The sequence below is a fragment of the Cryobacterium sp. TMT2-10 genome (assembly GCF_004403075.1).
Classification (GTDB): domain Bacteria; phylum Actinomycetota; class Actinomycetes; order Actinomycetales; family Microbacteriaceae; genus Cryobacterium; species Cryobacterium shii.
The window spans coordinates 11347-36935 of record NZ_SOGW01000098.1 but is presented as its reverse complement, the minus strand read 5'-3'; the positions used below and the strand labels follow the sequence as shown (position 1 = coordinate 36935).

Here is a 25589-nt window from a genome sequence, read left to right as displayed (position 1 = left end):
CATGAGTGCATCGGGCGGAAACAAGGCAATCGTGGCTGCCCTCGCAGCCAATCTCGGGATCGCGATCACGAAGTTCGTGGCCTGGGCCTTCTCGGGCTCCTCCTCGATGCTCGCCGAGGCGGTGCACTCCCTCGCCGACTCCGGCAACCAGGTGCTGCTGCTGGTGGGCGGGCGCAAGTCACGCCAGGAGGCCGACAAGGAGCATCCGTTCGGCTACGGCCGTGAGCGTTACGTCTACGCGTTCGTGGTGTCGATCATCCTCTTCTCGATCGGCGGCGTCTTCTCGCTCTACGAGGGCGCGCAGAAACTGCAGCACCCGCACCCGCTCGAGGTGCCCTGGCTGCCGATCGTGGTGCTCCTGGTGGCCATGGGGCTCGAATCCTTCTCCCTGCGCACCGCCATCAAGGAGTCGAACCACGTGCGCGGCAACCAGTCCTGGGTGCAGTTCGTGCGGCACGCGAAGGCGCCCGAGCTGCCCGTGGTGCTGCTCGAAGACATCGCCGCCCTCGCCGGCCTGGTCTTCGCCTTCCTCGGCGTCGGCCTGACCATCATCACCGGCAACCCCATCTGGGACGCCGTCGGCACCCTACTCATCGGCCTGCTCCTCGTGCTGGTCGCCATCGTCCTCGGCATCGAGACCAAGAGCCTGCTCGTCGGCGAGGGCGCAGGGGCGAAGGATGCCGCGGCCATCGAACGCGCCATCCTCGCCGGCCCGGAGACGTGGAAGATCATCCACCTCAAGACCCTCTACCTCGGTCCGGACGAACTGCTCGTGGCCGCCAAGGTCGCCTTCGACGCCGAGACCCGTTTCTCCGACGTCGCGGCCGGCATCGACAACGTCGAAAACCGCATCCGCGAGGCCGTGCCCGCAGCCCGGGTCATCTACCTCGAGCCGGACATCTTCGTGGACCCGAACCGCCCGGCGCCCCCCACCGACACCATCGTCATCAAGGGGAGTGAATGACCCGCACCGCGGTCGTCCTGCGACACGACGCCACGATCCACCTGGGAAATCTCGAACCGGTGCTGCTCGAATATGGCTACACGGTGCGGTACGTCGACACTCTGACCGAGGATGTTCGGGCCATCGACCCCGAGGCCGCCGACCTGCTGGTCGTGCTGGGCGGAGAGATGGGCGTCTACGAGGCCGACCGGTTCCCCGCCCTGCACGATGAGGTCGAACTGCTCCGGCAGCGCCTCACCGCCGCACGGCCCGTCTTCGGCGTCTGCCTGGGGGCGCAACTGATGGCGAACGCCCTCGGTTCCCGGGTCTACCGCGGGCCGACGAACGAGATCGGCTACCGCGCGGTGGAACCGACGACGGCCGGCGCGGACTCCCCCGTGCGACATGTCGCCGGTGTGCCCGTCTTCCAGTGGCACAGCGACACCTTCGACCTCCCCGACACTGTGACCCGGCTGGCCGGGTCACCCCAGTACGGCAACGAGGCCTTCGCGATCGGAAACTGGGCGCTGGCCGTTCAGTTCCACCCGGAGGTCACCGACGAGATGCACGAGGTCTGGCTGATCGCCTCAGAGGCCGAGGTGGCCGCCGAAGGCTTCGACCCGGCGGCACTGCGCCGCGACCGCGAACGCTACTCGAGCGGCATGCAGCGGGCTTCCCGCGCCATGTTCAGCGAATGGCTCGGCGGGCTGGATCCGCAAAGAAGTCCCTGAGCAGAGAGCCGCACTCGGCCGCCTCGACCTCGGCGAACACCTCGGCCCGATGATTGAGCCGGCGATCGCGCAGCACGTCGTACACCGACCCTGAGGCGCCGGCCTTCTCATCCCAGGCGCCGAAGACGACCACGGGCACCCGCGCGGCCAGGATCGCGCCCGCGCACATGACGCAGGGCTCGAGGGTCACCACGAGGGTGCAGTCGGTCAGATGCCAGTCCCCCAGCGTCGCGGCCGCCTGCCGGATGGCCACCATCTCGGCGTGGCCGGTCGGGTCCTGCAGCAGCTCCCGCTCATTCCGCCCGCGGCCGATCACCTGTCCGGCCGCGTCCAGCACCACCGCGCCCACGGGAACATCGCCCGTGTCGAGGGCGGTCCGGGCCTCGGCGAGGGCAAGCTGCATCCATTCGCTGTGCCTCTGACCCTGCTCGCCCATCCGATTCCCTCCCCCGACTAGTAGATTGAGCCTATGCGAGTCCACGTAGCCGACCACCCCCTGATCACCCACAAACTCACGGTTCTCCGGGACAAGCGCACTCCGTCGCCGCTCTTCCGGTCCCTCGTCGAAGAACTGATGACCCTCCTCGCCTATGAGGGGACCCGAGGCGTGCGGGTCGAAGAAGTCACCGTGCAGACCCCGGTGTCCGAGGCCCGCGGGGTGCAGATCAGTGACCCCAAGCCGCTGGTCGTACCGATCCTCCGCGCCGGCCTGGGCATGCTCGAGGGCATGGTGAAGCTGCTGCCGACCGCCGAGGTGGGTTTTCTCGGCATGGCGCGCAATGAGGAGACCCTCGAACCCAACACGTATGCCGAGCGTCTGCCGGACGACCTGTCGGACCGCCAGTGCTTCGTGCTCGACCCGATGCTGGCAACGGGCGGCTCGCTGATCGCGGCCATCCAGTTCCTCTTCGACCGCGGGGCCGTCGATGTGACGGCCATCTGCATCCTGGCTGCGCCCGAGGGCCTCGCCGCCGTGGAGAAGGCCCTCGCTGGCCGCGAGGTGACCATCGTCCTCGGCGCCGTCGACGACCGTCTCGACGAGCACGGCTACATCGTGCCTGGCCTCGGCGACGCCGGAGACCGCCTCTACGGCCTGGTCTAGTTCCTTTTCTCATCCCCACCGACTGCGGTGTGTTGCAGTTCCTTCGATCCGCAACACACCGCAGCCCGCTCCGTTCATGAATCTTTGATGAAATTGCATTTCGTCACGGAATCTTTCACCCGTTCCTGATCGACGGCGGATCCTCCGACCCGCCGCCGGGTTGGCGAACGTGATGCGCGTCACACCGCGTCATCCGTCGTCACGGAATTGACACACGCCGTAACAGTGGGCTTTACTCGCAACTATGACAACGAGCGCACGCCCCCAAACCTCCTTCGAGGCCCCCGGGACTGCCGGCATGATGATGCCCGGCAGCTGCGCGGCGTGTTGCCGAATGTCCCGCTGACAGCGACCCTCTCGCCCAGTTCCCGCCCCGCTGACAATTCGCGGCCGGCCGGTTGAACTCCACGGAGTCCCCGACTCCGCCCCGGCCGTGATCGGCCTCACTTTTTCGAACCCAGGCATCGCGGAAACGCGTCCGGTTCCCTGCACCACCCCAGCCAAGGATCACTCCCATGTCGCTTGCACACATTGACACCGCCCGCTCAGCCCAGGCCGCCCGCCTGGAACTCCAGGCCGCCCCGGCACCCGCCGCGCCCCGCATCCGTGCCGTGCCCGACGGCACCCAGGCCCGGGGCTTTGTTCTCTACGTCGGCATCGACGAGGCCAAGGCGGCCGCGGCCGGTACGAGCCTCGGCCGCATCGTCGAGGCCCTCAAGGCCCTGACCAACAGCATCGCCCCGGCGTCCGAAACCCACGCGGCTGTCGCCCTGGCCCCGACCGGTGCGGGCGGCCGCGACGTCGATGTCGTGCGCCTCGCCCTGCAGGACCCGGCCGCGCTGGCCAAGCACCGCACCGAGACGGAGGATCCCGACCGCGCACCCAGCGGAGTCGTGGTCGACATCTCCCGCAAGCGGGTCATCCTCGACAACGAGACGGCTGGCCTCACCTACAAGGAATTCGAACTGCTGCAGTACCTCGTGCTGCGGGAGGGCCGCACGATCGAACGCTCCGAACTCATTTCGAAGCTGTGGAACGCCGCCGACGAGGAGGATGCCCCGAACGAGCGCACGATCGACGTGCACGTGCGCCGCCTGCGCGCCAAGCTCGGCCGCTACGAAGACATCGTTCGCACCGTGCGCGGCGTGGGGTACCGCTTCGACCGGCACGCGGACGTCTCGATCCGCCAGTCGAGCACGCCCAGCCCCGACGTCTTCTGACGCCGCGGGCGCGAGCGCGAGCGCAAGTCCGCACCGGGCGAAGGGACCAGGTTCCGGCGTCCGGTCATGACAAAGGGCCGGTCGTAGAGGCTACGGCCGGCCCTTTTCCCTTGCACCAAGAGTGTCCTGCAATCACATTTCACGCCTTCCGCCACAGCAAACGGTTGACGCTCAATGAATATATAACGAACGCGTAACGGACCGCTAGCCTTGGCAGGTTTTATTTCTTGGATTCCGCCCGGATCGCATCCCGAGCGGCGGGTCACCGCTGGAGTCTCTATCCTTGAAACAAGGTTGGGAGGCCGGGTGAGCGATCGAGCCGTGGCCGTAGCCGCATGGGAGTCCCTGTTCCGCGCCCAGGTGGCCATCATGCGCAGCCTGGCCGCAGATTTTCCGTCCCGGGAAATCTCCTTCAACGAGTACGACGTCATGTTCAACCTGTCGAGGGAGCCGAACCGTCGGATCCGCCTGCGCGATCTAAACGGACACGTTCTGCTCACCCAGCCCAGCGTGAGCCGTCTGGTGGACCGGCTGGCGTTGCGGGGGTACGTGGCCAAGCTCACCGACCCCACCGATGGCCGCGGGGCCATCATCGAGTTGACGGATGTCGGCTACGAGCTGTTCCGCCGGGTCGCGGTGCAGCACATGGGCACTATCACGGACCGCATCGGTGACGCTCTCAGCACGGAGGAGCTCACGCAGCTCACGACTCTGTGCGATCGGCTGCGCGGCGAGCCCTGACCCGCACGCGGCCCGAGCGCAGCCCGAACGCCCGCGCCCTGTGCAGGCCGGGAGGGTCGGCGTAACCTAACGCCCAGGAGGTGGGTTCCCATGCACGCATCGCAGGGAGATCGGATCATCATTCGGGGAAAGACGGTGGAGACACCGGATCGCCACGGGAAAATCGTCGAGGTTCGGGGTCCGAACGGCGAACCGCCCTACCTCGTGCGGTTCGGCGAGGGGCACGAGAGCGTGGTCTTCCCCGGGTCCGATTTCGTGATCGAGCACGCCGAACCGGCCTAGCATGCACAGGCTGCCCCTGCCGGTCAAGGGGCTACTGCCTGGCGGCGACGTGAGTTAACTTCGAATTACGCGTTACGGTCCGTAGCGGGTAAGTCAGTAGAAGAGGAGCCTCAGCCATGAGGATTACGTGCCCGTTTTGTCACTCAGCCGCCCGCCTCACGCCGAACCCGGCCCACGCCGTGAGCCTCGCGCTCCCCGTCTACGTGCTCGCGTGTTCCGGCTGCGACCGCACCAACGTCAGGCGTGAGCCGGACCGTCTGGTACGGCAAGTCGTCGCGACGCGCTAGCGCGACGTGCATCGCGACGTGCATCGCAGAAAAAACCCCCCGCATCCGAAGATGCGGGGGGTTTCCTTTTTCTGTTCGTGCCTGTCTGTGCGCCCGAAGGGATTCGAACCCCCAACCTTCTGATCCGTAGTCAGATGCTCTATCCGTTGAGCTACGAGCGCAGGCTGCCCACCAAGCTAAGCGCTCGGAGACAACTCAGAAATCATATCAGCTATTCGGACCGCTCAGGTTCCGCACCGGGGTTCGGGGCGACCGCGCGGCCCTAGCCGAGGTCATTGGCCGGTGCAAAACTGGCGCCATGACCCCGACCCGCAACACCCAGGCATCCTTCGAATACGCCGGCCTGCGGGCCCTGTTCATCAATTGCAGCCTCAAACGCAGCCCCGAAATCAGCCACACCCAGGGCATCATCAACCTGAGCGCGAACCTCATGCACGAGCAGGGCGTCTATGTCGAGACCCTCCGGGCCGTCGACCACGACATCGCCACCGGCGTGTATCCGGACATGACCGAACACGGCTGGGCGACGGATGCCTGGCCGGCCCTGTTCGACAAGGTACTCACCTCCGACATCCTCGTGATCGGCGGTCCGATCTGGCTCGGCGACAACGGCTCGGTGACCAAACGGATCATCGAGCGGCTGTACGCGATGTCGGGCGAGTTCAACGACAAGGGCCAGTACGTCTACTACGGCAAGGTGGGCGGGGTCATCATCACCGGCAATGAGGACGGCGTGAAGCACTGCGCGTCGAACGTGCTCTACAGCCTTCAGCACATCGGCTACACGATCCCCCCGGGAGCGGATGCCGGCTGGATCGGCGAGATCGGACCCGGGCCGAGCTACCTCGACCCCGGCTCGGGCGGACCGGAAAACGAGTTCACGAACCGCAACACCACCTTCATGACCTGGAACCTGATGCACCTCGCCGCGATCCTGAAGGCCAACGGCGGCATCCCCGCTTACGGCAACCTCCGCGGGGAATGGGACCGAGGCGAGCGTTTCGGCTTCCAGCCGAACCCGGAGTACCGCTAGCGGCGGCGCCACCGTTGCAGGAGACCGACGCAGGAACGAGGACACCATGACCACGACGCTGACCCATGAGCCACCTACAGCGCGCGGCCGACTGGACGTTCGGGTCACGGGAGGGATCGTGCGCGGGGTGGAGGAGAACGGGATCCTGGCCTGGCGCGGGATCCCGTACGCGGCTCCGCCGGTGGGCGACCTGCGGTTCCGTGCCCCCCAGCCGGTGGTTCCCTGGGACGGTGTCCGGGATGCCTCCACCTTCGGCTACGTCGCTCCCCAGGTGTACAAGGGACAGTTCAAGGGCGCCAAGCCCGGAGTGCCGGCCAGCGAGGACTGCCTGACCATCAATGTGCTGCGCCCGGCGGCCCCCTCCCGCAAACAGCTGGGACGCCCGGTGATGGTCTTCATCCGCGGCGGCGGCTAAAGCGTGGGATCCTCGCATGACTTCACCGGCCGCGGGGAACGGTTCGTGCACAGCGGGCGGGTCGTGTACGTGAGCTTCAACTACCGGCTGGGCGCCCTCGGTTACCTCGACTTCTCCCGGTACTCGACCCCCGAGCGCCCGCTGGAGAGCAATCCGGGGCTGCGCGATCAGGTGGCCGCGCTGCGGTGGGTGCGGGACAACATCCGTGCATTCGGCGGCAACCCCCACAACGTGACGGTGTTCGGGGAATCTGCGGGCGCCAACGCGGTGATCACCCTGATGGCGATGCCGTCGGCCTCCGGCCTGTTCGCCCGTGCCATCGCCCAGAGCACGCCGATCAGCGCGTCGTTCTCGCACGCGCTCAGCGCCGGCTGGGCGGCGGAGTTCGTGGCGGAGCTGCGCGCGCTCTCTCCGCCCGACACGTCCGCCCTGACTCCGAACGAGCTCCTGTCGATGGCCAGTGTGAGCGACCTGACCCGGGTCGCGCTGGTCGTCTCGGCGCGCACGCCGGACGCCTACCCGGGCACCTTCTGCCTCGCTCCGGTGGTGGACGGCGATTTCCTGCCCGAACGCCCCCTCGATGCGTTCCGCAACGGGAACGCCCATCGGGTGCCGCTCATCATCGGCACCAACGAGCGGGAGGGCTCCGTGTTCACAGGGAGGGTGGATGTGCTCCCCCGCTCGCCGATGCGCATCGCCGCGATCTTCGACCACGCCCCGGTGAGTTCGCACCACGCCATGCGGACCGTCTACGCCAGCCTGCCCGAGAATCGCTCGGCAGCGGACTTCGGGAGCGACTTCGTCTTCTGGTACCCGAGCATGCAGCTCGGCGAACTGCATTCCCGGGTGGCGCCGGTGTACGTCTACCGCTTCGACCTGGCGCCGCGGCTGATGCACCTGCTCGGCCTCGGGGCGACACACGGCATCGAGCTGCTCGCCCTGTTCGACCAGGTCGACTTCCCCTTTGCCCGGGCCATGAGCCTGCTGGGCGGGCGGGAGCGCTTCGTCAGCGCGGGCGAACGGATGCGCACCCACTGGCTGCGCTTCGCCTGCACCGGGCGGCCGGACGATACCTGGCCGACCTACACGGAGACCAACCGATTGACCCTGATCATCGACGAGGAGGACCGGGTCGAATCCGATCCTCGCGGCGAGCGGCGAGCCGTCTGGCAGGCCTTCCTGCCCGACTTCTAGGCGGGCTTCCTGCCGGCTTCTGGGCGGGGTTCCTGCCGATTTTCCAGGCGGGCCCGTGTCAGGGGTCACGGTCCGGATGCGCCGACACCTCAAGCGCCCCGCAGTTCATCGCCGAGCCGTGAGTTCCGCCCCTATTTTGTGCCTGAAGAGGGTCCGAACTCACGGCTCGGCCGGGTTTCGGGCCCGGTTTTGCGGCGCCTCACCGGCCGGGGAGCCCCACGAGTAACACCCGCCTCATTCGTAACTATCTGCGAAATACTTTGGTAAATAGTTGAGATAGTCTCGACACCACGTACGCTTTTTGCTAAAATCGGGGCATGGCAGGAGCATCTGCACCGCAGTCACCAGCCGCCCCGGCAGAGGCGGCAGATTCACCTGTGCAGCTGATCCGGCGGGCGGGGTTGGCTGTGGCCGCCGCACTCGACTCGATCACGTTATCGCTGATGGCCGACACCGATGCCCTCGCGGTCCTTGGCGCGGTGGAGCAGCTCGGCCGCCGGGTCGACGCGGCCAGGGTGGCTACGGCGACGGATGTCGCGGACCGCTCCCGCAGCATCCTCGGCCACGACTCCCTGGCCTGGAAGCAGGGGGCCAGCAACGGCGTCGACCTGATCACGCGCCTCACCCGGGTCTCCGCCCGGGAGGCCAACCGGCGTGTGCGCCTCGGCGGGAACGTCTCGGATCGCCGGGCCGGCACCAGCATGCTGCCCCCGTACTACCCGACCGTCGCCGCGGGACTGACCGCGGGCGACCTGGGTGTCGACGCGGCCGAGGCCATCGTCACGGCCCTCGACAAGGTCAGCCCGAGCGTCGCCCCGGACGACCTCCTGACCGCGGAACGTGCGCTGGTCGCCGCCGCGACCGGCGCCATCACCGAAGAAACAGCGGGGCTGCCGGGGGAGGGGTTCGCGTTCCCCGCGGACCTGATCCGGGGCATGGCCCTGCAGTGGCAGGCCCGGCTCGACCCCGACGGCACCGCCCCGAACGAAGACGTCGCCGAGCCGCGCAGCACCGTCGGGTTCGGCCTGCTCAGGGACGGCCTCTACCCCTTGCGGGGCGCGGTCACGGCCGAGCTGCGCGGCATCATGAACGGCATCTTCGACACCTACCTCTCCGCTCATGCGGCGCCCGCGTTCCCGAGCACGGAGGAGCAGGCGCTGATGGACTCCGGGGAACTCATCCCCGGCGCCGAGGCCGCCGCCCTGAGCGATGATCGGAACGGCGGTGAGAAGCGTGCGGACATCCTCCGCGGGGTCTTCGAGGCCGCGTCCCGCGCCCCGGGCACCCCGAAGATGGGCGGGGCGGCGCCGACAGTGATGGTGCACGTGAACGCCGTCGACCTCGCCGACGAGCACGGAGTCGGCTGGATCGACGGGGTCGAAGCCCCCGTGTCGATGCGCACCGTGAATCAGCTCATCTGCGCCGGCGGGTACCGCAAGATCCTTCTCGGCGTGAACGGTGAGGTGCTCTACCTGGGCGGCAAGGAAAGATTCTTCAGCCAGGCCCAACGCCGCGCGATCGCCGCCCGCGACGGCGGCTGCATCATCCCGGGCTGCCAGGTCAATGCGGCCTGGGCCGAGGTGCACCACATCATCCCCTGGGTCAACCACGGCCCCACCGACATCAACAACGGGGTGCTGCTCTGCTGGTTCCACCATCACAGCATCGAGACCTCGGGGTGGCTGATCCGCATGGTGCGGGGCAAACCCGAGGTCATGGCCCCGGTCTGCCACGACCCGGCCCGCACCTGGGTACCGGGCCAGGACCACCGCGCCCACCGGGCCAGCGGTGCCGGCCGCGGCAACCGGGCCAGGACCCGCGCCCACCCCCAGGCCACCGATTCCGCGCACTAGCCGAAACGGCTAGCCGGTCACGAGAGCCGAGGCATCGATGTCACGCGACTTCGATCAGACCGGAGCGGCCGGAGAATCGGCAGCGGCGCGGAGAGCCGCGATATCGAGGTTGCCCATCGGCAACATGGCCTGCATGACCCGGCTCGACCGCTCGGGATCGGGGTCGCCCAGCAACTCGACCAGAACCGGCGGCACGATCTGCCAGGAAAGCCCGAATTTGTCCTTGAGCCAGCCGCACCGGCCCGGTGAACCCCCCGCGGTCAGCTTCTCCCACAAATGGTCGATCTCGTCCTGGGTTTCGGCCCTCACGACGAAGGAGATCGCCTCGGTGAACGTGTACCGCGGTCCCCCGTTGAGCGCCTGGAACTCGAGCCCGTCGATCACGAAGGACACCGTCATCGCGGTGCCAGCCGGGGCGGGGGAACCCTCGGGATAGCGCACAACGCTCACGATCCGGGAATTTCTGAAGACCGAGACGTAGAAGGTGGCCGCCTCCTCAGCCTGATTGTCGAACCACAGGAACGGACTGATCGTCTACACGTCAGTGCCCCTTCTTCATTCCCAGTTCGTTGACCGCCTCATCCGGAGGCGTCGGCCTGGGATCCGCCGGGCAGTGCAGGACCGCGTTCGGACCCGAATGATCGATGGTGTGGTCGGCCATCGGCCGGCCGCACACGGGGCACGTGGCCTCGCCGACCCGCCGGACGACCGCATCGTATGGGCCCACCGGCGGCGGCCCCAAGGGACGTTTCAGTTTGGCGTCCATCCAGTCGATGAACCGCACGTAGCCGCCTGGATGGTGCCCACCGGAGGGCTTCTGCTCATTCATGCCGCCAGCGTACGCTCGGTCCGCCCCGATGAACAGAAAAAGCCCCGGATGCCCTCTGAACACTGGATCAGTGAACGAGGGATTCCGGGGACGGCTGCGGGCTCTCAAGTGCGGAGACGGTGGGATTTGAACCCACGGTACCCCGTGAAGGGTACTCCACCTTAGCAGGGTGGTGCACTAAGCCGTACTATGCGACGTCTCCTTGGTGTTCATTACAAACACACCTGAACAATCATAACCGTACTGACGGCATCCGCACGAACACACTGTGCGGATGCCGTTCACACGGCTACTGGTCTTCGAGCGTTCGCCCGACCGAACAGGTGTAGTCCCCGGCCGTCTGCCCGGTGGTCGAGTCTGACAGGACGGCGCCATCGGACGGATTCTTCGTCGCGGCCGGGTCCGGAACGGCACTCGGGTTCGTGGTGGCCGCGGGGTCGGCGGCCGCCGGGTCAGGCGTCGCCGCCACGGGAGCGTTCGGGTCCTGGGTCGCGCCGCCGCCGGTGGTACCGCCCAACTGGATCGGCTTGTCGGCCGCAACAGCCTCGAACAGGTTGTCGAAGTCGGATTGCAGGGGGATCACGCCGCCGTCGACGGTGCCGGTGGGAACCTGGACGAAGACAACCTTGTTCAGGTCGATGTCTTTCAGGGCCACCGCGATCGAGGCGAGCGTGGACACGTCGTTGAGGTTGGTCGAAAGCGTCATGTTCGCCGTCACGGCCTTGGCCAGCGAGTACACCTTGAGCGGGTCGGAGAGCGTCGACGCGCTCTTGATCGTGCGCACGAGCGAGGACATGAACACCTGCTGGTTGCTGATGCGGGTGAGGTCGCTGCCGTCGCCGACGCCGTGGCGGGTGCGCAGGAACTGGAGCGCATCCACGCCTTCCAGGGTGTGCATGCCGGCCTTGAGGAAGGTGCCGGTGTACTCGTCTTCGATGTCTTCCGCGACGCAGACCGGCACGCCGCCGACGGCCGTCGACATGGCCATGACGCCGCTGAACTGCACCTCGGCGGCGTAGGGGATGTTCAGGCCGGTGAGCTGCTCGACGGTGAGAACGGTGCAGGCCAGTCCGCCGTAGGTGAGCGTGGTGTTGATCTTCTGGCTGCCCATCGAATCGAAGGTGCCGCCGTCCGGGTTGGGGCATTCCGGGATCGGCACGTACATGTCCCGGGGAAAACTGATCACGGAGGCGTTGGAGTGGTCCGCGGAGATGTGCAGCAGCATGGTGACGTCGTTGAGGTCGCCGGTGGAGTCCTCGGGGCCGAATCGCGCATCCTGCCCCTTGCGGCTGTCGCTTCCGACGATGAGGAGGTTCACGCCGCCGGCGATCGCATCGATCTTCGGAGCGGGCCCGTCGGTCTCGCTGGCCAGTTTCACGCTCGGCTGCACACTGGCGGCGACGTCGTAGGTGGCGATGGCGGCGACGGAGACGCCGCTGACGAGGAGGACGGCCAGTGCCGCGGCGAGCACCTTGGCCACGGTGACGAACGGATTGGACCGGCGTAGGCGACCGTGCCGCGCGAGCGTCCGGATCTTCTTCGAACGCGTCGAGCGGGGGCGAAGTTGGTCGCTCACTCAGGTCCCTTCGTTAGTGCACCGTGCAGGATCGAGGTGCGGAGGGCGTGGGATTCGAACCCACGAGACATCTCTGCCCACCAGTTTTCAAGACTGGCTCCATCGGCCGCTCGGACAGCCCTCCCGTTCGCTGCCCAGCGGCGCCGATTGAACCTGCGCACGCTGACAAGCGAATACCGACCGATTCTAGCCGATTGGAGGTTCACCACTGTGCCAGAGGATGCTGGCAGCGCGCTGGACGCGGGCCGGAAGCGGTGCGGGGGCACGTTCCGGCATCCGTCGACACACTGCTGCGAACCTACAGGCTGCCGAGAATGACGGCGAGCCCGTCGTCCTGCACCGCGCCGGTGATCTCGCCGGCCGCCGTGAGCACTTCCTGCGGCGCCTGGCCCATGGCCACGCCTCGCCCGTGAACGGATGCCCATTCCAGCAGTTCGATGTCGTTGCGCCCGTCTCCGACCGCCATCACCCGGCTGCGCGGAATGCCGACCTCGGCGCGCACCCGTTCCATGGCGGTGGCCTTGTTCACCCCGTCGGGGGCGATGTCCAGCCACGCGGTCCAGCCGATCGCGTAGCTGACGCGGCTCAATCCCATCCGGTCGACGACCTGGAGGAAATCCTCCATGTCGTGGCCCGGCGAGATGACGACGACCCGGGTCGCGTCCTGGCGCAACAGGTCGTCGAAATCGACGTGTTCGCTGTCGAGCCCGATCGTGGCGTCCGGGAAGGCCTCGGTGTAGCGATAGAAACCGTGCTCGTCCTCGACGGCGTACCGGGCGCCGGTCAGGTGCGACCGGATGGAGAGGAGGACATCGGTTGGGTCGAAGGTTTCGACCCATTCGCGCCGGTATCCGGTCGGGGCGTCCGGGTCGCGGTGCAGGGTGATCGCACCGTTCGAGCAGACCACGAAGCGCGGGGTGATCTCGAGCCGGTCGAGCACGGGCAGCGTGGTCGCGGCCGAGCGGCCCGTCGCCAGCATGACCTCGTGGCCGGCCGCGGCGAGACGCTGCACCTGTTCGAGGACGCCATCGCTGATGGTTCCGTCCTCGTGCATGGTGGTGCCGTCGATGTCGAGCGCCACCAGCCAGGGCAGGTCCGTCCGGCTCATGGGGCGCCGACCGGCCGGATCACGTCGAGGCCGCCGAGCCAGGGCCGGAGCGCCTCCGGAACGATGACGGAACCGTCCGCCTGCTGGTGCGTCTCGAGAATGGCGACGATCCAGCGGGTGGTCGCCAGGGTGCCGTTCAGGGTGGCCACGGGCGCGGTCTTGCCCGACTCCGTGCGGTAACGGATGTCCAGACGGCGGGCCTGGTAGGTCGTGCAGTTGCTGGTGCTGGTCAGTTCGCGGTACGCGTTCTGGGTGGGAACCCAGGCCTCGATGTCGAACTTGCGGGCCGCACTCGAGCCGAGGTCGCCGGCCGCCACGTCGATGACGCGGTAGCTCAGGCCGAGGGACTGGAGCATGTCCTCCTGCAGCGCGACGAGGCGGTCGTGCTCCGCTTCTGCGTTCTCCGGCAGCACGTAGGTGAACATCTCCAGCTTGTTGAACTGGTGCACCCGGATGATCCCCCGGGTGTCCTTGCCGCCCGAGCCGGCCTCGCGGCGGTAGCAGGTGGACCAGCCGGCGTAGCGGAGGGGCTCACCGGCCAGGTCGAGGATCTCTTCGGAGTGGTAGCCGGCGAGCGCGACCTCGCTCGTGCCCGTGAGGTACAGCTCATCCGTCGGCAGGTAGTAGATCTCGTCGGCGTGCTCGCCGAGGAAGCCGGTGCCGTCCATGATCTCCGGCCGCACCAGGTTGGGGGTGATCAGGGGGATGAAACCGGCCGCGAGGGCCCGGTCGAGCGCCATGTTCATCAGGGCGATCTCGAGGCGGGCGCCGATGCCGCGCAGGAAGTAGAACCGTGACCCGGACACCTTGGCGCCGCGGGACATGTCGATGGCGCCGAGCAGTTCGCCCAGCTCGAGGTGGTCGCGCGGTTCGAAGTCGAAGATGGGCACGTCCCCGTGGGTGCGGAGCGTGACGAAGTTCTCTTCCCCGCCGGCCGGAACGCCGTCGATGATGGGGTTCGCGAGGGTGCGCACGACCGCGGTGAAACGGGCCTCGGCGGCGGACGCGGCGACCCCGGCGACTTTCACCTCGGCGGCCAGGCTCTGCGCCTGGGCGACGAGGGCCTTCTTCTCGGCGGCGGGCGCGGCGGCGACCTGCTTGCCGAACTGGTTCTGCGAGGCGCGGAGCGACTCGAACGCCTGGATCGTGGCCCGGCGTTCGCTGTCGGACGCGAGCGCGTCGTCGACGGCCTCGACCGACGCACCGCGCGCCTTCTGCGATCGCTTGATCAGGTCGGGATTCTCTCGCAGCAGCACAGGATCAATCACGGGGCCAGTCTACAAGCGCTGACCAGGCCGCCGCGCTAGCCTTGCCACCGTGGATACTCCCGGTCAGCCCCTTCTTGTGCAACAGGCTGCCGTGGTCTACAACCCGATCAAGGTCAATCTGGACCGGCTGCGGGCGAGCGTGGCCGCGGCAGAAACGACCGCGGGCTGGGCGGGGTCGCTCTGGTTTCCGACCAGCCCGGAGGATTCGGGCCGAGGGGCCGCCCTTCTGGCGATCGAGCAGGGAGCCTCCATGGTGCTCGTGGCCGGCGGCGACGGCACGGTTCGAGCGGCCGCCGAGGCACTGCGCGGCACCCGGGTGACCCTCGCCATCGTGCCGTCGGGCACCGGCAACCTGCTGGCCCGCAACCTGAGACTGCCGCTGTCCGGTCTTGACGAGGCCACCGCCATCGCGTTCACCGGGGTCGACAAGCCCATCGACGTGGGCGTGGCATCCGTCAGAACGGATGACGGCGTCACGGTCGACCACATCTTCCTCGTGATGACGGGGCTCGGCCTGGACGCCCAGATGATCGCCAACACCCGGCCCGATTTGAAGCGGAAGGTCGGCTGGCTGGCCTACGTGGATGCCGTCGCGCGGGTGCTGCCCACGGTCAAACCGTTCGGGATCCGGTACAGCCTGAACGGGCGACCGCATCGGCCGGCGCACGTCAGCATGATCCTGGTCGCCAACTGCGGCCTGCTGCCGGGGAACCTGCAGTTGCTGCCCGATGCGCGCATCGACGACGGCATCCTGGACATCGCGGTGCTGCAGCCCAAGGGCGTGCTCGGCTGGCTGGCGATCTGGCGCCGGGTGACCTGGGAGAACGGGGTGCTGCGGCGGTCGGCGGTGGGACGCCGGATCATCGAACGCACCGAATCGAACCGGGAGCGGGTGATGACCACGCTGCGCGGCGCCGACATCCGCATCGTGGTGGAGCAGCCGCAGGACTTCGAGATCGACGGCGAGTCCCTGGGCCCGGTGCGCTCGGTCTACCTGCGCGCGGACCCGGCATCCCTGATCGTGCGGCTGCCCGCCGGTTCCTGAGCCTCGCGGCCGGGCAGGCCGAGCAGCCCGCTCAGCCAGGCCCGGGCGCCGATGAACACGTCGTCGTCGTAGCGGGACGTGAACTCGATCGGCTGCTTGTCGGCGCGCGGATACGAACCGAGGAAGATCACCTGCGGGCTGAAGCGGCGCAGCCCCAGCAGGGCGTCGGCGACACGTTCGTCGTGGATGTGGCCGTCGGCGTCGATCACGAAGCGGTAACGCCCCATGGCGTCACCGATCGGGCGCGACTGGATCAGGCTTAGATTCACGCCCCGGGTGGCGAACTGCTCGAGCATCTCGAGCAGGGCGCCGGAACGGTCTTCGGGCAGTTCGACGATCAGGCTCGTCTTGTCGGCGCCCGTGCGGGGCGGCAGCGCGGTGGTTCGGCTGACCAGCACGAACCGCGTCACCGCGTTCGGGTTGTCGCCGATGCCCGCGGCCAGGACCACGACGTCATGGTGCTTCTCGATGCCGGGCGGGGCGATGGCGGCATCCGCCTGGTCGCTTATGAGCAGGGCCGAGGCGGCCGCCACGTTGCTGGAGGCCGGAATGTGGCCGTGGTGCGGCAGGTTCGTCTCTAGCCAGGTGTGACACTGGGCGTAGGCCACCGGATGCGCGTTGACGACCTGCACGTCGTCGAGCGTCGTCCCGGGACGCGCCACCAGGACGAAGTTGACCGGAACCAGGTACTCACCGATGATGCGCAGGTCGGGCACGCTCGCGAGGGCGTCCTGCGTGGCGGACACGCCGCCCTCGACCGAGTTCTCGATCGCGATCATCGCAGCCACGCTGCGGCCGGAGACGACGTCGGCGAGCGCTTCACCGACATTGTTCACGGCCCGCCAGGTCTGACCGCGGGCCGCGGTCACCTGAGCCAGGGCCGCCTCGGTGAAGGTGCCCGTGGGCCCGAGGAAGCTGTAGCTGACATTGCGCGTCTCGGACATGGCTCACAGCCTACTTGCAGTGCAAGACTGGGGACCATGAACCAACGAGCGGGAACCCCGGCCCAGGAATCTGATCTGATCGACGTCGATGCACTGGTGAAGGCGTACTACGACCTGAAACCGGATGTCACGGTGCCCGCCCAGCGGGTGGCGTTCGGCACCTCCGGTCACCGAGGCAGTTCGCTGAACACGGCCTTCAACGAAGACCACATCATCGCGACCACCCAGGCGATCGTGGAATACCGCGCGCTGCAGGGCATCACCGGGCCGCTCTTCATCGGCGCCGACCCGCACGCGCTCAGCGCCCCGGCCTACACGACGGCGCTCGAGGTGCTGGTGGCCAACGGAGTGCGCGTGCTCGTCGACGAATTCGATGACTACCTGCCCACCCCGGCACTCTCGCACGCGATCCTCGCCTACAACCGGGCCGGCAACAGCGACGAGGCCGACGGCATCGTGGTCACCCCCAGCCACAACCCGCCGTCCGACGGCGGCTTCAAGTACAACCCGCCGCACGGCGGACCGGCCGACAGCGACGCCACCTCGTGGATCGCCAACCGCGCGAACGAGATCATCCTGGACGAACTCGGCGATGTGCAGATGAGCGAGCCGAGCGCGGTCGAGACCTACGACTTCCGCAGCGCCTACGTGAACGACCTCGAGAACATCATCGACATGGCCGCGATCAAGGCCAGCGGGATCCGCATCGGCGCCGACCCGCTCGGCGGGGCGAGCGTGGGCTACTGGGGCGCCATCCGCGACCGCTACGAGCTCAACCTCACCGTGATCAACCCGCACGTGGATCCGACCTGGCGGTTCATGACCCTGGACTGGGACGAAAAGATCCGGATGGACCCGTCGAGCCAGTCGGTCATGGCCTCCGTCGCCGCGCACAAGGACGAGTACGACATCGTCACCGGCAACGACGCGGACGCCGACCGCCACGGGATCGTCACCCCGGACGACGGGCTGATGAACCCGAACCACTTCCTCGCGGTGGCCATCGACTACCTGTACAGCCACCGAGATGGCTGGCGTACGGACGCCGCCATCGGCAAGACCCTCGTGTCGTCGACCATGATCGATCGCGTCGCCGGGTTCCTGGGCCGCGACCTCTGGGAGGTGCCGGTCGGCTTCAAGTGGTTCGTTCCGGGCCTGATCGACGGGTCGGTCGCGTTCGGCGGCGAGGAGAGCGCGGGCGCCAGCTTCGTGCGCTTCGACGGAACCGTCTGGACTACCGACAAGGACGGCATCCTGCTCGCCCTGCTCGCCGCGGAGATCCTCGCGGTGACCGGCAAGACCCCGAGCCAGCGCTACGCCGAGCTCACCGCGCACTTCGGTGACCCGGCCTACGCCCGAGTGGATGCCGCGGCCACGCCGGCCCAGAAGGCCCAGCTCGGCAAGCTCGACGGCGAGGCGATCACCGCCGCCGAAGTCGCCGGCGAGAAGATCATCGCGAAGCTCAGCCACGCTCCCGGGAACGGGGCGGCCATCGGCGGCGTCAAGGTCGTCACCGAGAACGCCTGGTTCGCGGCCCGTCCGAGCGGCACCGAAGACGTCTACAAGATCTATGCCGAGTCCTTCAAGGGCCCGGAGCACCTCAAGCAGGTGCAGATCGAGGCCAAGGCCATCGTCGACGCCGCGATCGCGTAGCGCGCCTGTAGCGCCGTTCCGCGGGTGGCGCGCCACCCGCGGAACGGCGAAGGACCAGCGTGAGCCGTTGTCGAATCGGCAGTCGACTCCGGCAGCCGACTCAGCGGTCGGGCCTAGGGGATGCTCCAGTAGTACGCGGTGGCACCGGGATGCTTCACGGTGATCGCGTAGTCCACCGAGCGGAAGTCGGTGTCGTCGGTGTGGCCCGCGTAGAAGATCTCGATGTCCTCGCCCGAGCCCTCGATCCGGGTGACGACTCCGGTGTGGTCCCGGTCGCCGGAGTTGTCCCAGTCGAACTGCGCGACGTCACCGATCTTGACCAGGTCTCGCTGGTCATCCGTGAGCGCGGTTGCCCGCCCGGACTCCGCCAGGTAATTGCGGAAGGCCGTGGAGCTGATCCACGGCGACGAGTGCGTGAAGGATGAGCCCTTTCCGTCTGAGTACCACTCGTCGTCCATCTCCCAGCCGCGCTCGATCAGGGACTGGCTGGTGAAGTTGACGCAGTCGTTGTCGCTGATGACCCCGTAGTCCGCGGTGTTGTAGTTCGTCCAGTGGGCGAGCATGTAGGCCACCTGGGCCTGGGCGCCGGTGCTGACCGTGGCCGGGACATCCACGGCCACCGGGTCTCCACCGTCCGCCGGCACGGCGCGCGGCGCGCTTGTGGCCGCCGCCTCGGTGGGCGCTGCAACGGCCTTGCCCGGATCACCCGTCGACGAGGAAGCCGAAGGGTCCGCGGATCCCATCGCCGCCAGTGCCGCCGTGCCGGCGACAAGGCCGACGACCACGAGCACGACTACGCCGATGCGAAAGCGTCGGGTCAACACCACAGCTATCCTCTATTCGTTCGTTGGGGGCACCCCTTTTCCGGGGGGTCCTGGCTAATCAGAGTATTCGAGTCTCGGCGCGGCCGCAGCCGGCGCGGGCCCGGACTGCGCGCGCCTCCATGCTCCGAGAGGCAGGCGATGCGCTCCGGTCGTAGACGGGACTTCGGCGTGGGCCAGTGCCTCGTCGACCGGCTTGACGTGCGTATTCGCGGCCTGACCGGCATGGAAGGTGTGAATCCCGGCACAATCCCGGCGCTTCTGCGCTCTACCCGGGTCACGATTTCCGGCCGGTCGACCCGCGCGGTGAAGCACGCGCCTCACCTGTCAGAAAACTGTGCAAAGGCTCCGAAACCCCTGCATGGCGGCTGATCAGTTGTAGCCGGGCGCCGCGGGCAGGCCGAAGAGCTCCTCCAGCGTGGTCACCCCGCGGTCGTGCATCTCAGTCGCCAGTTCGACGCCGATGTAACGGAAGTGCCAGGGCTCGTAGCCGTAACCGGTCACCGGGACCTTGTCCGCCGGGTAGCGCAGCAGGAACCCGAATCGCCACGCGTTGCCCGCGAGCCACGTGCCGTGCGGGGTGTCGCCGAAGCAGGCCTCCAGAGAACAAATCCCGGGCAGTGCGCTGATGTCGATGGTCAGGCCGGTCTGGTGTTCGCTGGTTCCCGGCCGCGCCGTACTCGTGTCGGCGACGGCCTGGCCGTTCGAGGCCACGTCCTGGTTGTAGACGTCGACCTGGGTGCTGTAGCTCCGGTAGGAGCTCTGCGACTGAAGCTGCAGCCCGGTCTCCGCCGTGAAAGCCCCGAACAGGGCGACAACGGCATCCGAGGCCTCCCGGCGCAGCTTCGGTGCCCAGACATGGGGCACCGGCACGTCCACGAGGTCCGTCGGGGCGTAATCGGCCGGGTGAAGCGGCCGGGTCTTGTCCACGACGACCCACAGGCTGTTCGGGTCATCGATGGAGTGCGCGGACCGGTCGAAGGAGGGCGCCGCGGTGGGGTCAGGTGAGCCGGACGGGGCCGGGCGGGCGGGGTTCGGGCTCGCGGCGTTCGGGCTCGCGCTCGGGAACGTGGGGAGCGTCGGGGTCGGTGCGGGAGTCCCGCTCGGCGAGCGCGAGGAGCTCGATGCGGAGGTCGGTGAGGACGTCGGGACGGCGTGCGCGCTCGGTTCGAGGGCCGGTCCCCGGCCGGAGACGGCCCCGGCAGCCAGGGCGCCCGCGGCGAGCACGGCGACAACGGCGGTCACCGCAGCAATGCGCCTCCGTCGAAACGGATGCACCGCCCCCGGACGCACGTCTCCCACCACGATTGCGATCCTAGACCCGTGCGGTGAAGGGGCGTCTCCGACAGGCCCGAAGCCGGTTGAAGATTGTTTGCTCATGATGTAACTTTGCACACGATGCAAACTCCTCCCGCTCCCGTTGCCCCGCCACTGATGTCTCACCGGCAGATCCTCTTCGTCATCTTCGGCCTGATGGCCGGGATGTTCCTCTCCGCCCTCGACCAGACCATCGTGGGAACGTCGATGCGCACCATCGCCGACGACCTCGACGGCATGGCACTCCAGGCCTGGGTGACGACCGCGTACCTCATTGTGTCCTGCATCAGCACGCCGATCTACGGCAAACTCAGCGACATTTTCGGCCGCCGCCCGCTGTTCCTGATCGCGATCACGATCTTCCTGATCGGCTCGCTGCTGGCCGGCATGGCGAACTCGATGTACGAACTCGCCGTCTTCCGCGCCATCCAGGGCCTCGGCGCCGGTGGCCTGATGGCCCTCCCGCTCACGATCATGGGCGACATGCTCGCTCCCCGCGAGCGCGCAAAATACCAGGGCTACTTCCTGGCCGTCTTCGGTGTCTCCAGCGTGATCGGCCCACTCATCGGCGGCGTCCTGTCGGGCTCGGAGACCATCCTCGGCATCACCGGCTGGCGCTGGGTCTTCCTGATCAACCTCCCGATCGGCGTCATCGCCCTCTTCATCGTGCTCAAGTTCCTGCACGTCCCCCACTTCGCGCGCCCCGTGCGCATCGACTGGTGGGGCGCGGTGACCGTGATCCTCGCGGCCGCTCCCCTGCTGCTCGTGGCCGAGCAGGGCCGCACCTGGGGCTGGGGCTCGCCCGCCTCGATCGCCTGTTATGTGATCGGCACGCTCAGCATCGCGGCCTTCATCCTGGCCGAACGGATGATGGGCGACGACGCGCTCATCCCGCTGAAGCTGTTCAAGTCCGCGACCTTCTCGATGGCCACCGTGCTCGGCGTCTTCGTCGGGTTCGGCATGTTCGGCGCGATGATGACCGTGCCGCTGTACCTGCAGCTCGTCAACGGGGCCACTCCCACGGAGAGCGGCTTCCTGATGCTGCCGATGATCGCCGGGCTGATGATCTCCTCCATCGTCAGCGGCCAGCTGATCGCCCGCACCGGGCGCTACAAGATGTTCCCCACGATCGGCACCGCCTTCATGTCGGCCGGTTTCCTGCTCTTCACGTTCGCCACCGCCGACAAGCCGGTGGTGTTCATGATGGCCGGGATGCTCCTGATCGGACTGGGCCTCGGCCAGCTGATGCAGACGCTCACGATCGCCAGCCAGAACTCGGTCGGCCCGCGGGACATCGGCGTGGCCACCTCGGCCTCGACCTTCTTCCGCCAGATCGGTGGCACGCTCGGCACCGCCGTGCTGTTCTCCGTACTGTTCACGCGGATCCCCGACACGCTCGGTGCGGCGTTCGGCAACCCGACCCTGGTCGCCGGGGTCAAGGCCGCGGCGACGGACCCCGCTGTGCAGGCCGACCCGGCGAACGCCGGCATCCTGAAGCTTCTGGGCAACCCGGGCGGCGTCGGCGGCGCACTCGACGGCGACACCTCGTTCCTGAACACGGCCGACCCGCGGCTCGCGGAGCCGTTCCTGGTCGGGTTCAACGACGCCGCCGTCACGGTCTTCTGGGTGAGCCTGGCGGTGGTGCTGACCGCTTTCGTGCTCAGCTTCTTCCTCAAGGCTCCGCCGCTGCGCACGTCGTCGGCCCTGCAGGAGGCAGCGGACGAGAATGCCGCCGAACTGGCGGAACTCGCCGAACTGACCCGCGATGCCCAGCGCGCCGCCGACACGATGGGCGCCCTCGTCGAGCCCGGGATCGACGTCGACGAGTTCGAGCGAGAGTCGCGCCCGAAGCCCCGCTAGCGTCCTCACCAATTCGACGGAGATTTTGCTCCCACAGGGCCGTTTCGGGCCAAAAACGCCTGTTTTCAGCAGAATCTCCGTCGAATTCGCTCGGGGCGCCGGGGGTTTGGTCGGGGCCAGACGGCAGGGGCGGCACAGTGCCGCGGAAACTACTGGACGGCGGGAGTCGTGAGAGCGCTCTCATGAGGGAGAGGATGGAGGCCTCACCGGCCGGAGCATCCGCCGGGTTGACTCCACCGGAGGTTCGCATGCCCCTCGAGACCCTGGCCCCGCAGGCCGACTGGGACGCGACCGCGCCCCGCGACACCGAGGGCGCCGACCACGGCGACCACCCCGGCACCGACCACCCCGGCACCGACGCCGACAGCACCGACGGCACCGTCACCGGCGCTCCGTTCGACCTGGATGGCCGCCGGTTCTACCGGATCACGGCCTACGACCAGATGCCGCCGTTCTTCATGACCCTCGTCGGGGACAGCGACGTCTGGCTCTTCATCTCCAGCACCGGCGGGCTGACGGCGGGCCGGGTGGATGCCGAGCACGCCCTCTTCCCGTACTACACGGAGGACAAAATCACCGAGAGCGTCGACCGAACGGGCGGGCTGAGCGTGCTTCGCGTGCGGCTCCCCGACGGGACGATGGCCCACTGGCAGCCGTTCGCTGAGTTGCGCCCCGGCGACCCCGCCGCGGCCCGCACGCTCTACAAGGACAGCCTCGGGACGACCCTGGTGTTCGAGGAGTCGCGTCCGGACCTGGCCCTGCGCCTGCGCGTGACCTGGCAGACCAGCGCCCGGTTCGGCGTCGTGCGCAGCTGCGCCCTGACCTTCCTCTCCGACGACGAGCCGCGCGAGGTCGACCTGATCGACGGCCTGGTGAACATCCTCCCCGCCGGCGCGGGGGTGAAGACGCAGAACGAACTGAGCGTGCTCCTCGACGCCTACAAACGGTCCGAACTCGACCCCGGGACGGGCCTCGGGCTGCTGACGCTCAACGCGACCCTCACCGACCTCGCGGAACCCAGCGAGTCCCTGCAGGCCAACGTCGCCTGGCAGATCGGGCTGGGCGCGGAGGAGCACCTGCTCTCGGTCAACCAGGTCCCCGCATTCGCCCGGGGCCGGGGCATCGCCGGCGAGACGGATGTCCGCGGCCGGCGCGGCGCCTACCTGGTCCACGCCCGGATGACCCTGCCGGCCGGGGCCGAACGGCGCTGGCAGGTCGTCGCCGACGTCGACCAGGACGCGGCGGACGTGGTCGGCCTGCGCGAACGGCTCCGCGACCCGGACGCCCTCGCCGCGGAGCTGGCGGCGGACGTCGTGCGCACCCGGTCGGACCTGGAGGGCATCCTCGCGGCCACCGACGCCGCCCAGCACACCGGCGACGAACTCGCGACGATCCACCACACCGCCAACGTGCTCTTCAACACGATGCGCGGCGGCGTCCCGGCCGAGGGCTACACGGTCGAGGCGCACGATGTGCGGGAGTTCATCGCGGAGCGGAGCCGGGCATCCGCCAGTCGCTGGGCCCAGGTGCTGGCGGCGCTGCCGGAGCGCCTGCGGGCCGACGAGCTCATCCAGGTCGCGGAGGAAACCGGCGACGTCGACCTGTGGCGCCTCTGCATGGAGTACCTGCCGCTCACGTTCAGCCGACGACACGGAGACTCGAGCCGGCCCTGGAACCAGTTCCGGATCGCCCTGACCGACGAGTCCGGTGCCCGCCGCCTGGAATACCAGGGCAACTGGCGCGACATCTTCCAGAACTGGGAGGCGCTGGCCTGGTCCTTCCCCGAGTACGCCGAGTACGCCGAGTCGATGGTCACCATTTTTCTCGACGCGACGACCGCCGACGGCTACAACCCGTACCGGATCTCCCGGGCCGGGATCGACTGGGAGGTTCCCGAGCCCGAGGACCCGTGGTCCAACATCGGCTACTGGAGCGACCACCAGATCGTCTACCTGCTCAAGCTGCTCGAAACCTCCCGGCGCTTCCACCCCCGGGCGCCTCGACCCGCTCGTCAACCGGCGGGCCTTCACCCATGCGGACGTGCCGTACCGGATCGCGCCGTATGCGGACATCCTCACGGACCCGTACAAAACCATCACCTTCGATCACGAGCGGCACGGCCTGATCCTCGAGCGGGTCGCCGCCGAGGGCGCGGACGGCCGGCTCGTGCACGGCGCCGACGGCGACCTGGTGCGGGTCACCCTGGCCGAGAAACTGCTGCTGCTCCTGCTTGCGAAGCTGGTCAACCTGGTGCCCGACGGCGGCATCTGGATGACCACCCAGCGCCCGGAGTGGAACGACGCCAACAACGCCCTGGGGGGCCGGGGCCTGTCGGTCGTCACCCTCGCCTACCTCCGCCGCTACCTGGTCCTCCTGCAGGGCCTCCTGACCGTCGACGTGGAGCTGAGCAGCGAACTCGCCGCACTGCTGACCGCGGTGAGCGACGTACTCCTCCGGCACACGGATGCCCTGGCCGGCGGGTTCGGCCCCGAACGCCGCCAGGCCGTCATGGACGGCTTGGGCGTTGACGGCACCGCCTACCGCGAGCGGGTGTACGCCGGGTTCGGCGGCGACTTGTGGACGGTCGCCGCGGGCGACGTCACCGCGCTGCTCGACCTGGCCCGGCTCTTCGTCGAATCCGGCCTTCGGGCCAACCGGCGCAGCGACGGCCTCGTTCACTCGTACAACGTGCTGGACCTCAGCGCCGACGGCGCCGAGGTGCGGCGGCTGGCGGAGATGCTGGAGGGCCAGGTGGCCATCCTCTCCTCCGGGATGCTCGGAGCGGAGGAGTCGCTGGCCCCGCTCGGGGCTCTCCGCACGAGCCGGCTCTATCGGGCCGACCAGCACAGCTACATCCTGTATCCGGACAAGGACCTGCCCTCCTTCCTCGCGCGCAACACGTTCAGCGCCGAGCGGGCCGACGCCTGCCCCCTGGTCGGCGAGCTCGTCCGGGCCGGGGACCACAGTATCCTCGTGCGTGACCTGCAGGGTGACCTGCACTTCGCCGCGGGCATCCGAAACGCCGGGGGCGTGGCCCGGGAATTGGACCGGCTCAGCCTGGACCCGGAGCTGCGCCCCGGCGTCGAGCGGGGCCGCGCCGAGCTGCTCTCGATCTTCGAGGAGGTGTTCCGGCACGCGGAGTTCACGGGGCGCTCGGGCAGCTTCTTCGCCTACGAGGGGCTCGGCAGCATCTACTGGCACATGGTGTCGAAGCTGCTGCTCGCGGTGCAGGAGACGCTCGAGCGCGCGGTTGCCGAGGGGGCGGACGACGCCACGATCCGTGGCCTGGCCGAGGGCTACGAGGACGTGCGGGCGGGCCTCGGCTACTGCAAGGACCCGGCGACCTACGGCGCGTTCCCGACCGACC

21 protein-coding genes, 3 tRNA genes and 1 pseudogene are annotated in these 25589 nt (G+C 68.3%); 13 read left to right on the top strand and 12 right to left on the bottom strand.

What is annotated here, in order from left to right; all coding sequences use genetic code 11:
* The first annotated feature begins 1 nt into the window (after window position 1).
* Both E3T37_RS11715 and E3T37_RS11710 read left to right on the top strand, forming a co-directional pair.
* A complete protein-coding gene (locus tag E3T37_RS11715) occupies window positions 2–964 on the top strand; it encodes a cation diffusion facilitator family transporter (RefSeq protein ID WP_134366984.1) in 963 nt (320 codons plus the stop codon).
* Window positions 961–1674 carry a glutamine amidotransferase gene (locus tag E3T37_RS11710; RefSeq protein WP_134366982.1) on the top strand — a complete coding sequence of 238 codons (714 nt, stop codon included), beginning with the start codon at window positions 961–963 and terminating at the stop codon, window positions 1672–1674. The genes E3T37_RS11715 and E3T37_RS11710 overlap by 4 nt, the downstream gene beginning before the upstream one ends.
* On the opposite strand, the gene tadA is transcribed toward E3T37_RS11710, so the two are convergent.
* Complete coding sequence (gene tadA, locus E3T37_RS11705) at window positions 1631–2110, bottom strand: tRNA adenosine(34) deaminase TadA (RefSeq protein WP_255572842.1); 480 nt, start codon at window positions 2108–2110, stop codon at window positions 1631–1633. The genes E3T37_RS11710 and tadA overlap by 44 nt on opposite strands.
* Window positions 2111–2143: 33 nt before the next feature.
* Here tadA and upp point away from each other — a divergent pair, with 33 nt between their 5' ends.
* From upp to E3T37_RS11685, 4 genes are all read left to right on the top strand, one after another.
* Window positions 2144–2776: a uracil phosphoribosyltransferase gene (gene upp, locus E3T37_RS11700; protein ID WP_134366979.1), complete on the top strand. Its 633-nt coding sequence runs from the start codon at window positions 2144–2146 to the stop codon at window positions 2774–2776.
* 515 nt (window positions 2777–3291) lie between these two features.
* Window positions 3292–3996, top strand: a complete 705-nt coding sequence (locus tag E3T37_RS11695) for a winged helix-turn-helix domain-containing protein (RefSeq protein WP_134366977.1) — start codon at window positions 3292–3294, stop codon at window positions 3994–3996.
* A 306-nt stretch (window positions 3997–4302) separates the two neighbouring features.
* Window positions 4303–4737, top strand: a complete 435-nt coding sequence (locus E3T37_RS11690; RefSeq protein ID WP_241975924.1) for a MarR family winged helix-turn-helix transcriptional regulator — start codon at window positions 4303–4305, stop codon at window positions 4735–4737.
* A 90-nt stretch (window positions 4738–4827) separates the two neighbouring features.
* Window positions 4828–5019, top strand: coding sequence for a DUF1918 domain-containing protein (locus E3T37_RS11685; protein WP_134366975.1), 192 nt, complete (start codon window positions 4828–4830; stop codon window positions 5017–5019).
* A 375-nt stretch (window positions 5020–5394) separates the two neighbouring features.
* Here E3T37_RS11685 and E3T37_RS11680 read toward each other — a convergent pair.
* Window positions 5395–5467, bottom strand: a tRNA-Arg gene (locus E3T37_RS11680).
* Between the two features lie 137 nt (window positions 5468–5604).
* On the opposite strand from E3T37_RS11680, the gene E3T37_RS11675 reads away from it, so the two are divergent.
* From E3T37_RS11675 to E3T37_RS11665, 3 genes and pseudogenes are all read left to right on the top strand, one after another.
* Entirely contained in the window at window positions 5605–6339 is a 735-nt protein-coding gene (locus E3T37_RS11675; protein ID WP_134366973.1) for a flavodoxin family protein, read from the top strand.
* Between the two features lie 46 nt (window positions 6340–6385).
* Window positions 6386–7948: pseudogene (locus tag E3T37_RS11670) on the top strand (carboxylesterase/lipase family protein).
* Between the two features lie 317 nt (window positions 7949–8265).
* Window positions 8266–9801: an HNH endonuclease signature motif containing protein gene (locus E3T37_RS11665; RefSeq protein WP_134366971.1), complete on the top strand. Its 1536-nt coding sequence runs from the start codon at window positions 8266–8268 to the stop codon at window positions 9799–9801.
* A 54-nt stretch (window positions 9802–9855) separates the two neighbouring features.
* Here E3T37_RS11665 and E3T37_RS11660 read toward each other — a convergent pair whose 3' ends face one another.
* From E3T37_RS11660 to serS, 7 genes are all read right to left on the bottom strand, one after another.
* Window positions 9856–10320: a VOC family protein gene (locus tag E3T37_RS11660; protein WP_338144979.1), complete on the bottom strand. Its 465-nt coding sequence runs from the start codon at window positions 10318–10320 to the stop codon at window positions 9856–9858.
* 22 nt (window positions 10321–10342) lie between these two features.
* Complete coding sequence (locus E3T37_RS11655; protein ID WP_134366969.1) at window positions 10343–10630, bottom strand: hypothetical protein; 288 nt, start codon at window positions 10628–10630, stop codon at window positions 10343–10345.
* A gap of 111 nt (window positions 10631–10741) precedes the next feature.
* Window positions 10742–10832 (bottom strand) — tRNA-Ser (locus E3T37_RS11650).
* 87 nt (window positions 10833–10919) lie between these two features.
* Window positions 10920–12206 (bottom strand): LCP family protein, encoded by a 1287-nt coding sequence (locus E3T37_RS11645; protein ID WP_134366967.1) that lies wholly within the window; start codon window positions 12204–12206, stop codon window positions 10920–10922.
* A gap of 39 nt (window positions 12207–12245) precedes the next feature.
* A tRNA-Ser gene (locus tag E3T37_RS11640) sits at window positions 12246–12330 on the bottom strand.
* A 174-nt stretch (window positions 12331–12504) separates the two neighbouring features.
* Complete coding sequence (locus E3T37_RS11635) at window positions 12505–13314, bottom strand: HAD family hydrolase (RefSeq protein WP_134366965.1); 810 nt, start codon at window positions 13312–13314, stop codon at window positions 12505–12507.
* Complete coding sequence (serS, locus tag E3T37_RS11630) at window positions 13311–14582, bottom strand: serine--tRNA ligase (protein ID WP_134366963.1); 1272 nt, start codon at window positions 14580–14582, stop codon at window positions 13311–13313. The genes E3T37_RS11635 and serS overlap by 4 nt, the downstream gene beginning before the upstream one ends.
* A gap of 49 nt (window positions 14583–14631) precedes the next feature.
* On the opposite strand from serS, the gene E3T37_RS11625 reads away from it, so the two are divergent.
* Complete coding sequence (locus tag E3T37_RS11625) at window positions 14632–15627, top strand: diacylglycerol kinase family protein (RefSeq protein ID WP_134366961.1); 996 nt, start codon at window positions 14632–14634, stop codon at window positions 15625–15627.
* On the opposite strand, the gene pheA is transcribed toward E3T37_RS11625, so the two are convergent.
* Complete coding sequence (pheA, locus tag E3T37_RS11620) at window positions 15573–16571, bottom strand: prephenate dehydratase (RefSeq protein ID WP_134366959.1); 999 nt, start codon at window positions 16569–16571, stop codon at window positions 15573–15575. The two genes, E3T37_RS11625 and pheA, sit on opposite strands and share 55 nt — an antisense overlap.
* A gap of 36 nt (window positions 16572–16607) precedes the next feature.
* Here pheA and pgm point away from each other — a divergent pair, with 36 nt between their 5' ends.
* Entirely contained in the window at window positions 16608–18224 is a 1617-nt protein-coding gene (gene pgm, locus E3T37_RS11615; protein ID WP_134366957.1) for a phosphoglucomutase (alpha-D-glucose-1,6-bisphosphate-dependent), read from the top strand.
* Between the two features lie 113 nt (window positions 18225–18337).
* Here pgm and E3T37_RS11610 read toward each other — a convergent pair whose 3' ends face one another.
* Entirely contained in the window at window positions 18338–19045 is a 708-nt protein-coding gene (locus E3T37_RS11610; protein ID WP_134366956.1) for an amidase domain-containing protein, read from the bottom strand.
* 372 nt (window positions 19046–19417) lie between these two features.
* Window positions 19418–20290: a M15 family metallopeptidase gene (locus E3T37_RS11605; protein WP_241978581.1), complete on the bottom strand. Its 873-nt coding sequence runs from the start codon at window positions 20288–20290 to the stop codon at window positions 19418–19420.
* A 153-nt stretch (window positions 20291–20443) separates the two neighbouring features.
* On the opposite strand from E3T37_RS11605, the gene E3T37_RS11600 reads away from it, so the two are divergent.
* Together E3T37_RS11600 and E3T37_RS16895 are read left to right on the top strand one after the other, a co-directional pair.
* Window positions 20444–22222 (top strand): MDR family MFS transporter, encoded by a 1779-nt coding sequence (locus tag E3T37_RS11600; protein WP_241978582.1) that lies wholly within the window; start codon window positions 20444–20446, stop codon window positions 22220–22222.
* A gap of 248 nt (window positions 22223–22470) precedes the next feature.
* Window positions 22471–24750 carry a hypothetical protein gene (locus tag E3T37_RS16895; protein WP_166806099.1) on the top strand — a complete coding sequence of 760 codons (2280 nt, stop codon included), beginning with the start codon at window positions 22471–22473 and terminating at the stop codon, window positions 24748–24750.
* Window positions 24751–25589 lie beyond the last annotated feature (839 nt).

Excerpts from the sequence above, each read along its gene's own strand:
- E3T37_RS11695 (WP_134366977.1), top strand. The coding sequence starts at position 3,292 with ATGTCGCTTGCACACATTGACACCGCCCGCTCAGCCCAGGCCGCCCGC.
- E3T37_RS11675 (WP_134366973.1), top strand. The coding sequence starts at position 5,605 with ATGACCCCGACCCGCAACACCCAGGCATCCTTCGAATACGCCGGCCTG.
- E3T37_RS11600 (WP_241978582.1), top strand. The coding sequence starts at position 20,444 with ATGCAAACTCCTCCCGCTCCCGTTGCCCCGCCACTGATGTCTCACCGG.
- E3T37_RS11685 (WP_134366975.1), top strand. The coding sequence starts at position 4,828 with ATGCACGCATCGCAGGGAGATCGGATCATCATTCGGGGAAAGACGGTG.
- pheA (WP_134366959.1), bottom strand. The coding sequence starts at position 16,571 with ATGTCCGAGACGCGCAATGTCAGCTACAGCTTCCTCGGGCCCACGGGC.
- upp (WP_134366979.1), top strand. The coding sequence starts at position 2,144 with ATGCGAGTCCACGTAGCCGACCACCCCCTGATCACCCACAAACTCACG.
- E3T37_RS16895 (WP_166806099.1), top strand. The coding sequence starts at position 22,471 with ATGCCCCTCGAGACCCTGGCCCCGCAGGCCGACTGGGACGCGACCGCG.
- pgm (WP_134366957.1), top strand. The coding sequence starts at position 16,608 with ATGAACCAACGAGCGGGAACCCCGGCCCAGGAATCTGATCTGATCGAC.
- E3T37_RS11715 (WP_134366984.1), top strand. The coding sequence starts at position 2 with ATGAGTGCATCGGGCGGAAACAAGGCAATCGTGGCTGCCCTCGCAGCC.
- E3T37_RS11635 (WP_134366965.1), bottom strand. The coding sequence starts at position 13,314 with ATGAGCCGGACGGACCTGCCCTGGCTGGTGGCGCTCGACATCGACGGC.
- E3T37_RS11665 (WP_134366971.1), top strand. The coding sequence starts at position 8,266 with ATGGCAGGAGCATCTGCACCGCAGTCACCAGCCGCCCCGGCAGAGGCG.
- tadA (WP_255572842.1), bottom strand. The coding sequence starts at position 2,110 with ATGGGCGAGCAGGGTCAGAGGCACAGCGAATGGATGCAGCTTGCCCTC.
- E3T37_RS11655 (WP_134366969.1), bottom strand. The coding sequence starts at position 10,630 with ATGAATGAGCAGAAGCCCTCCGGTGGGCACCATCCAGGCGGCTACGTG.
- E3T37_RS11710 (WP_134366982.1), top strand. The coding sequence starts at position 961 with ATGACCCGCACCGCGGTCGTCCTGCGACACGACGCCACGATCCACCTG.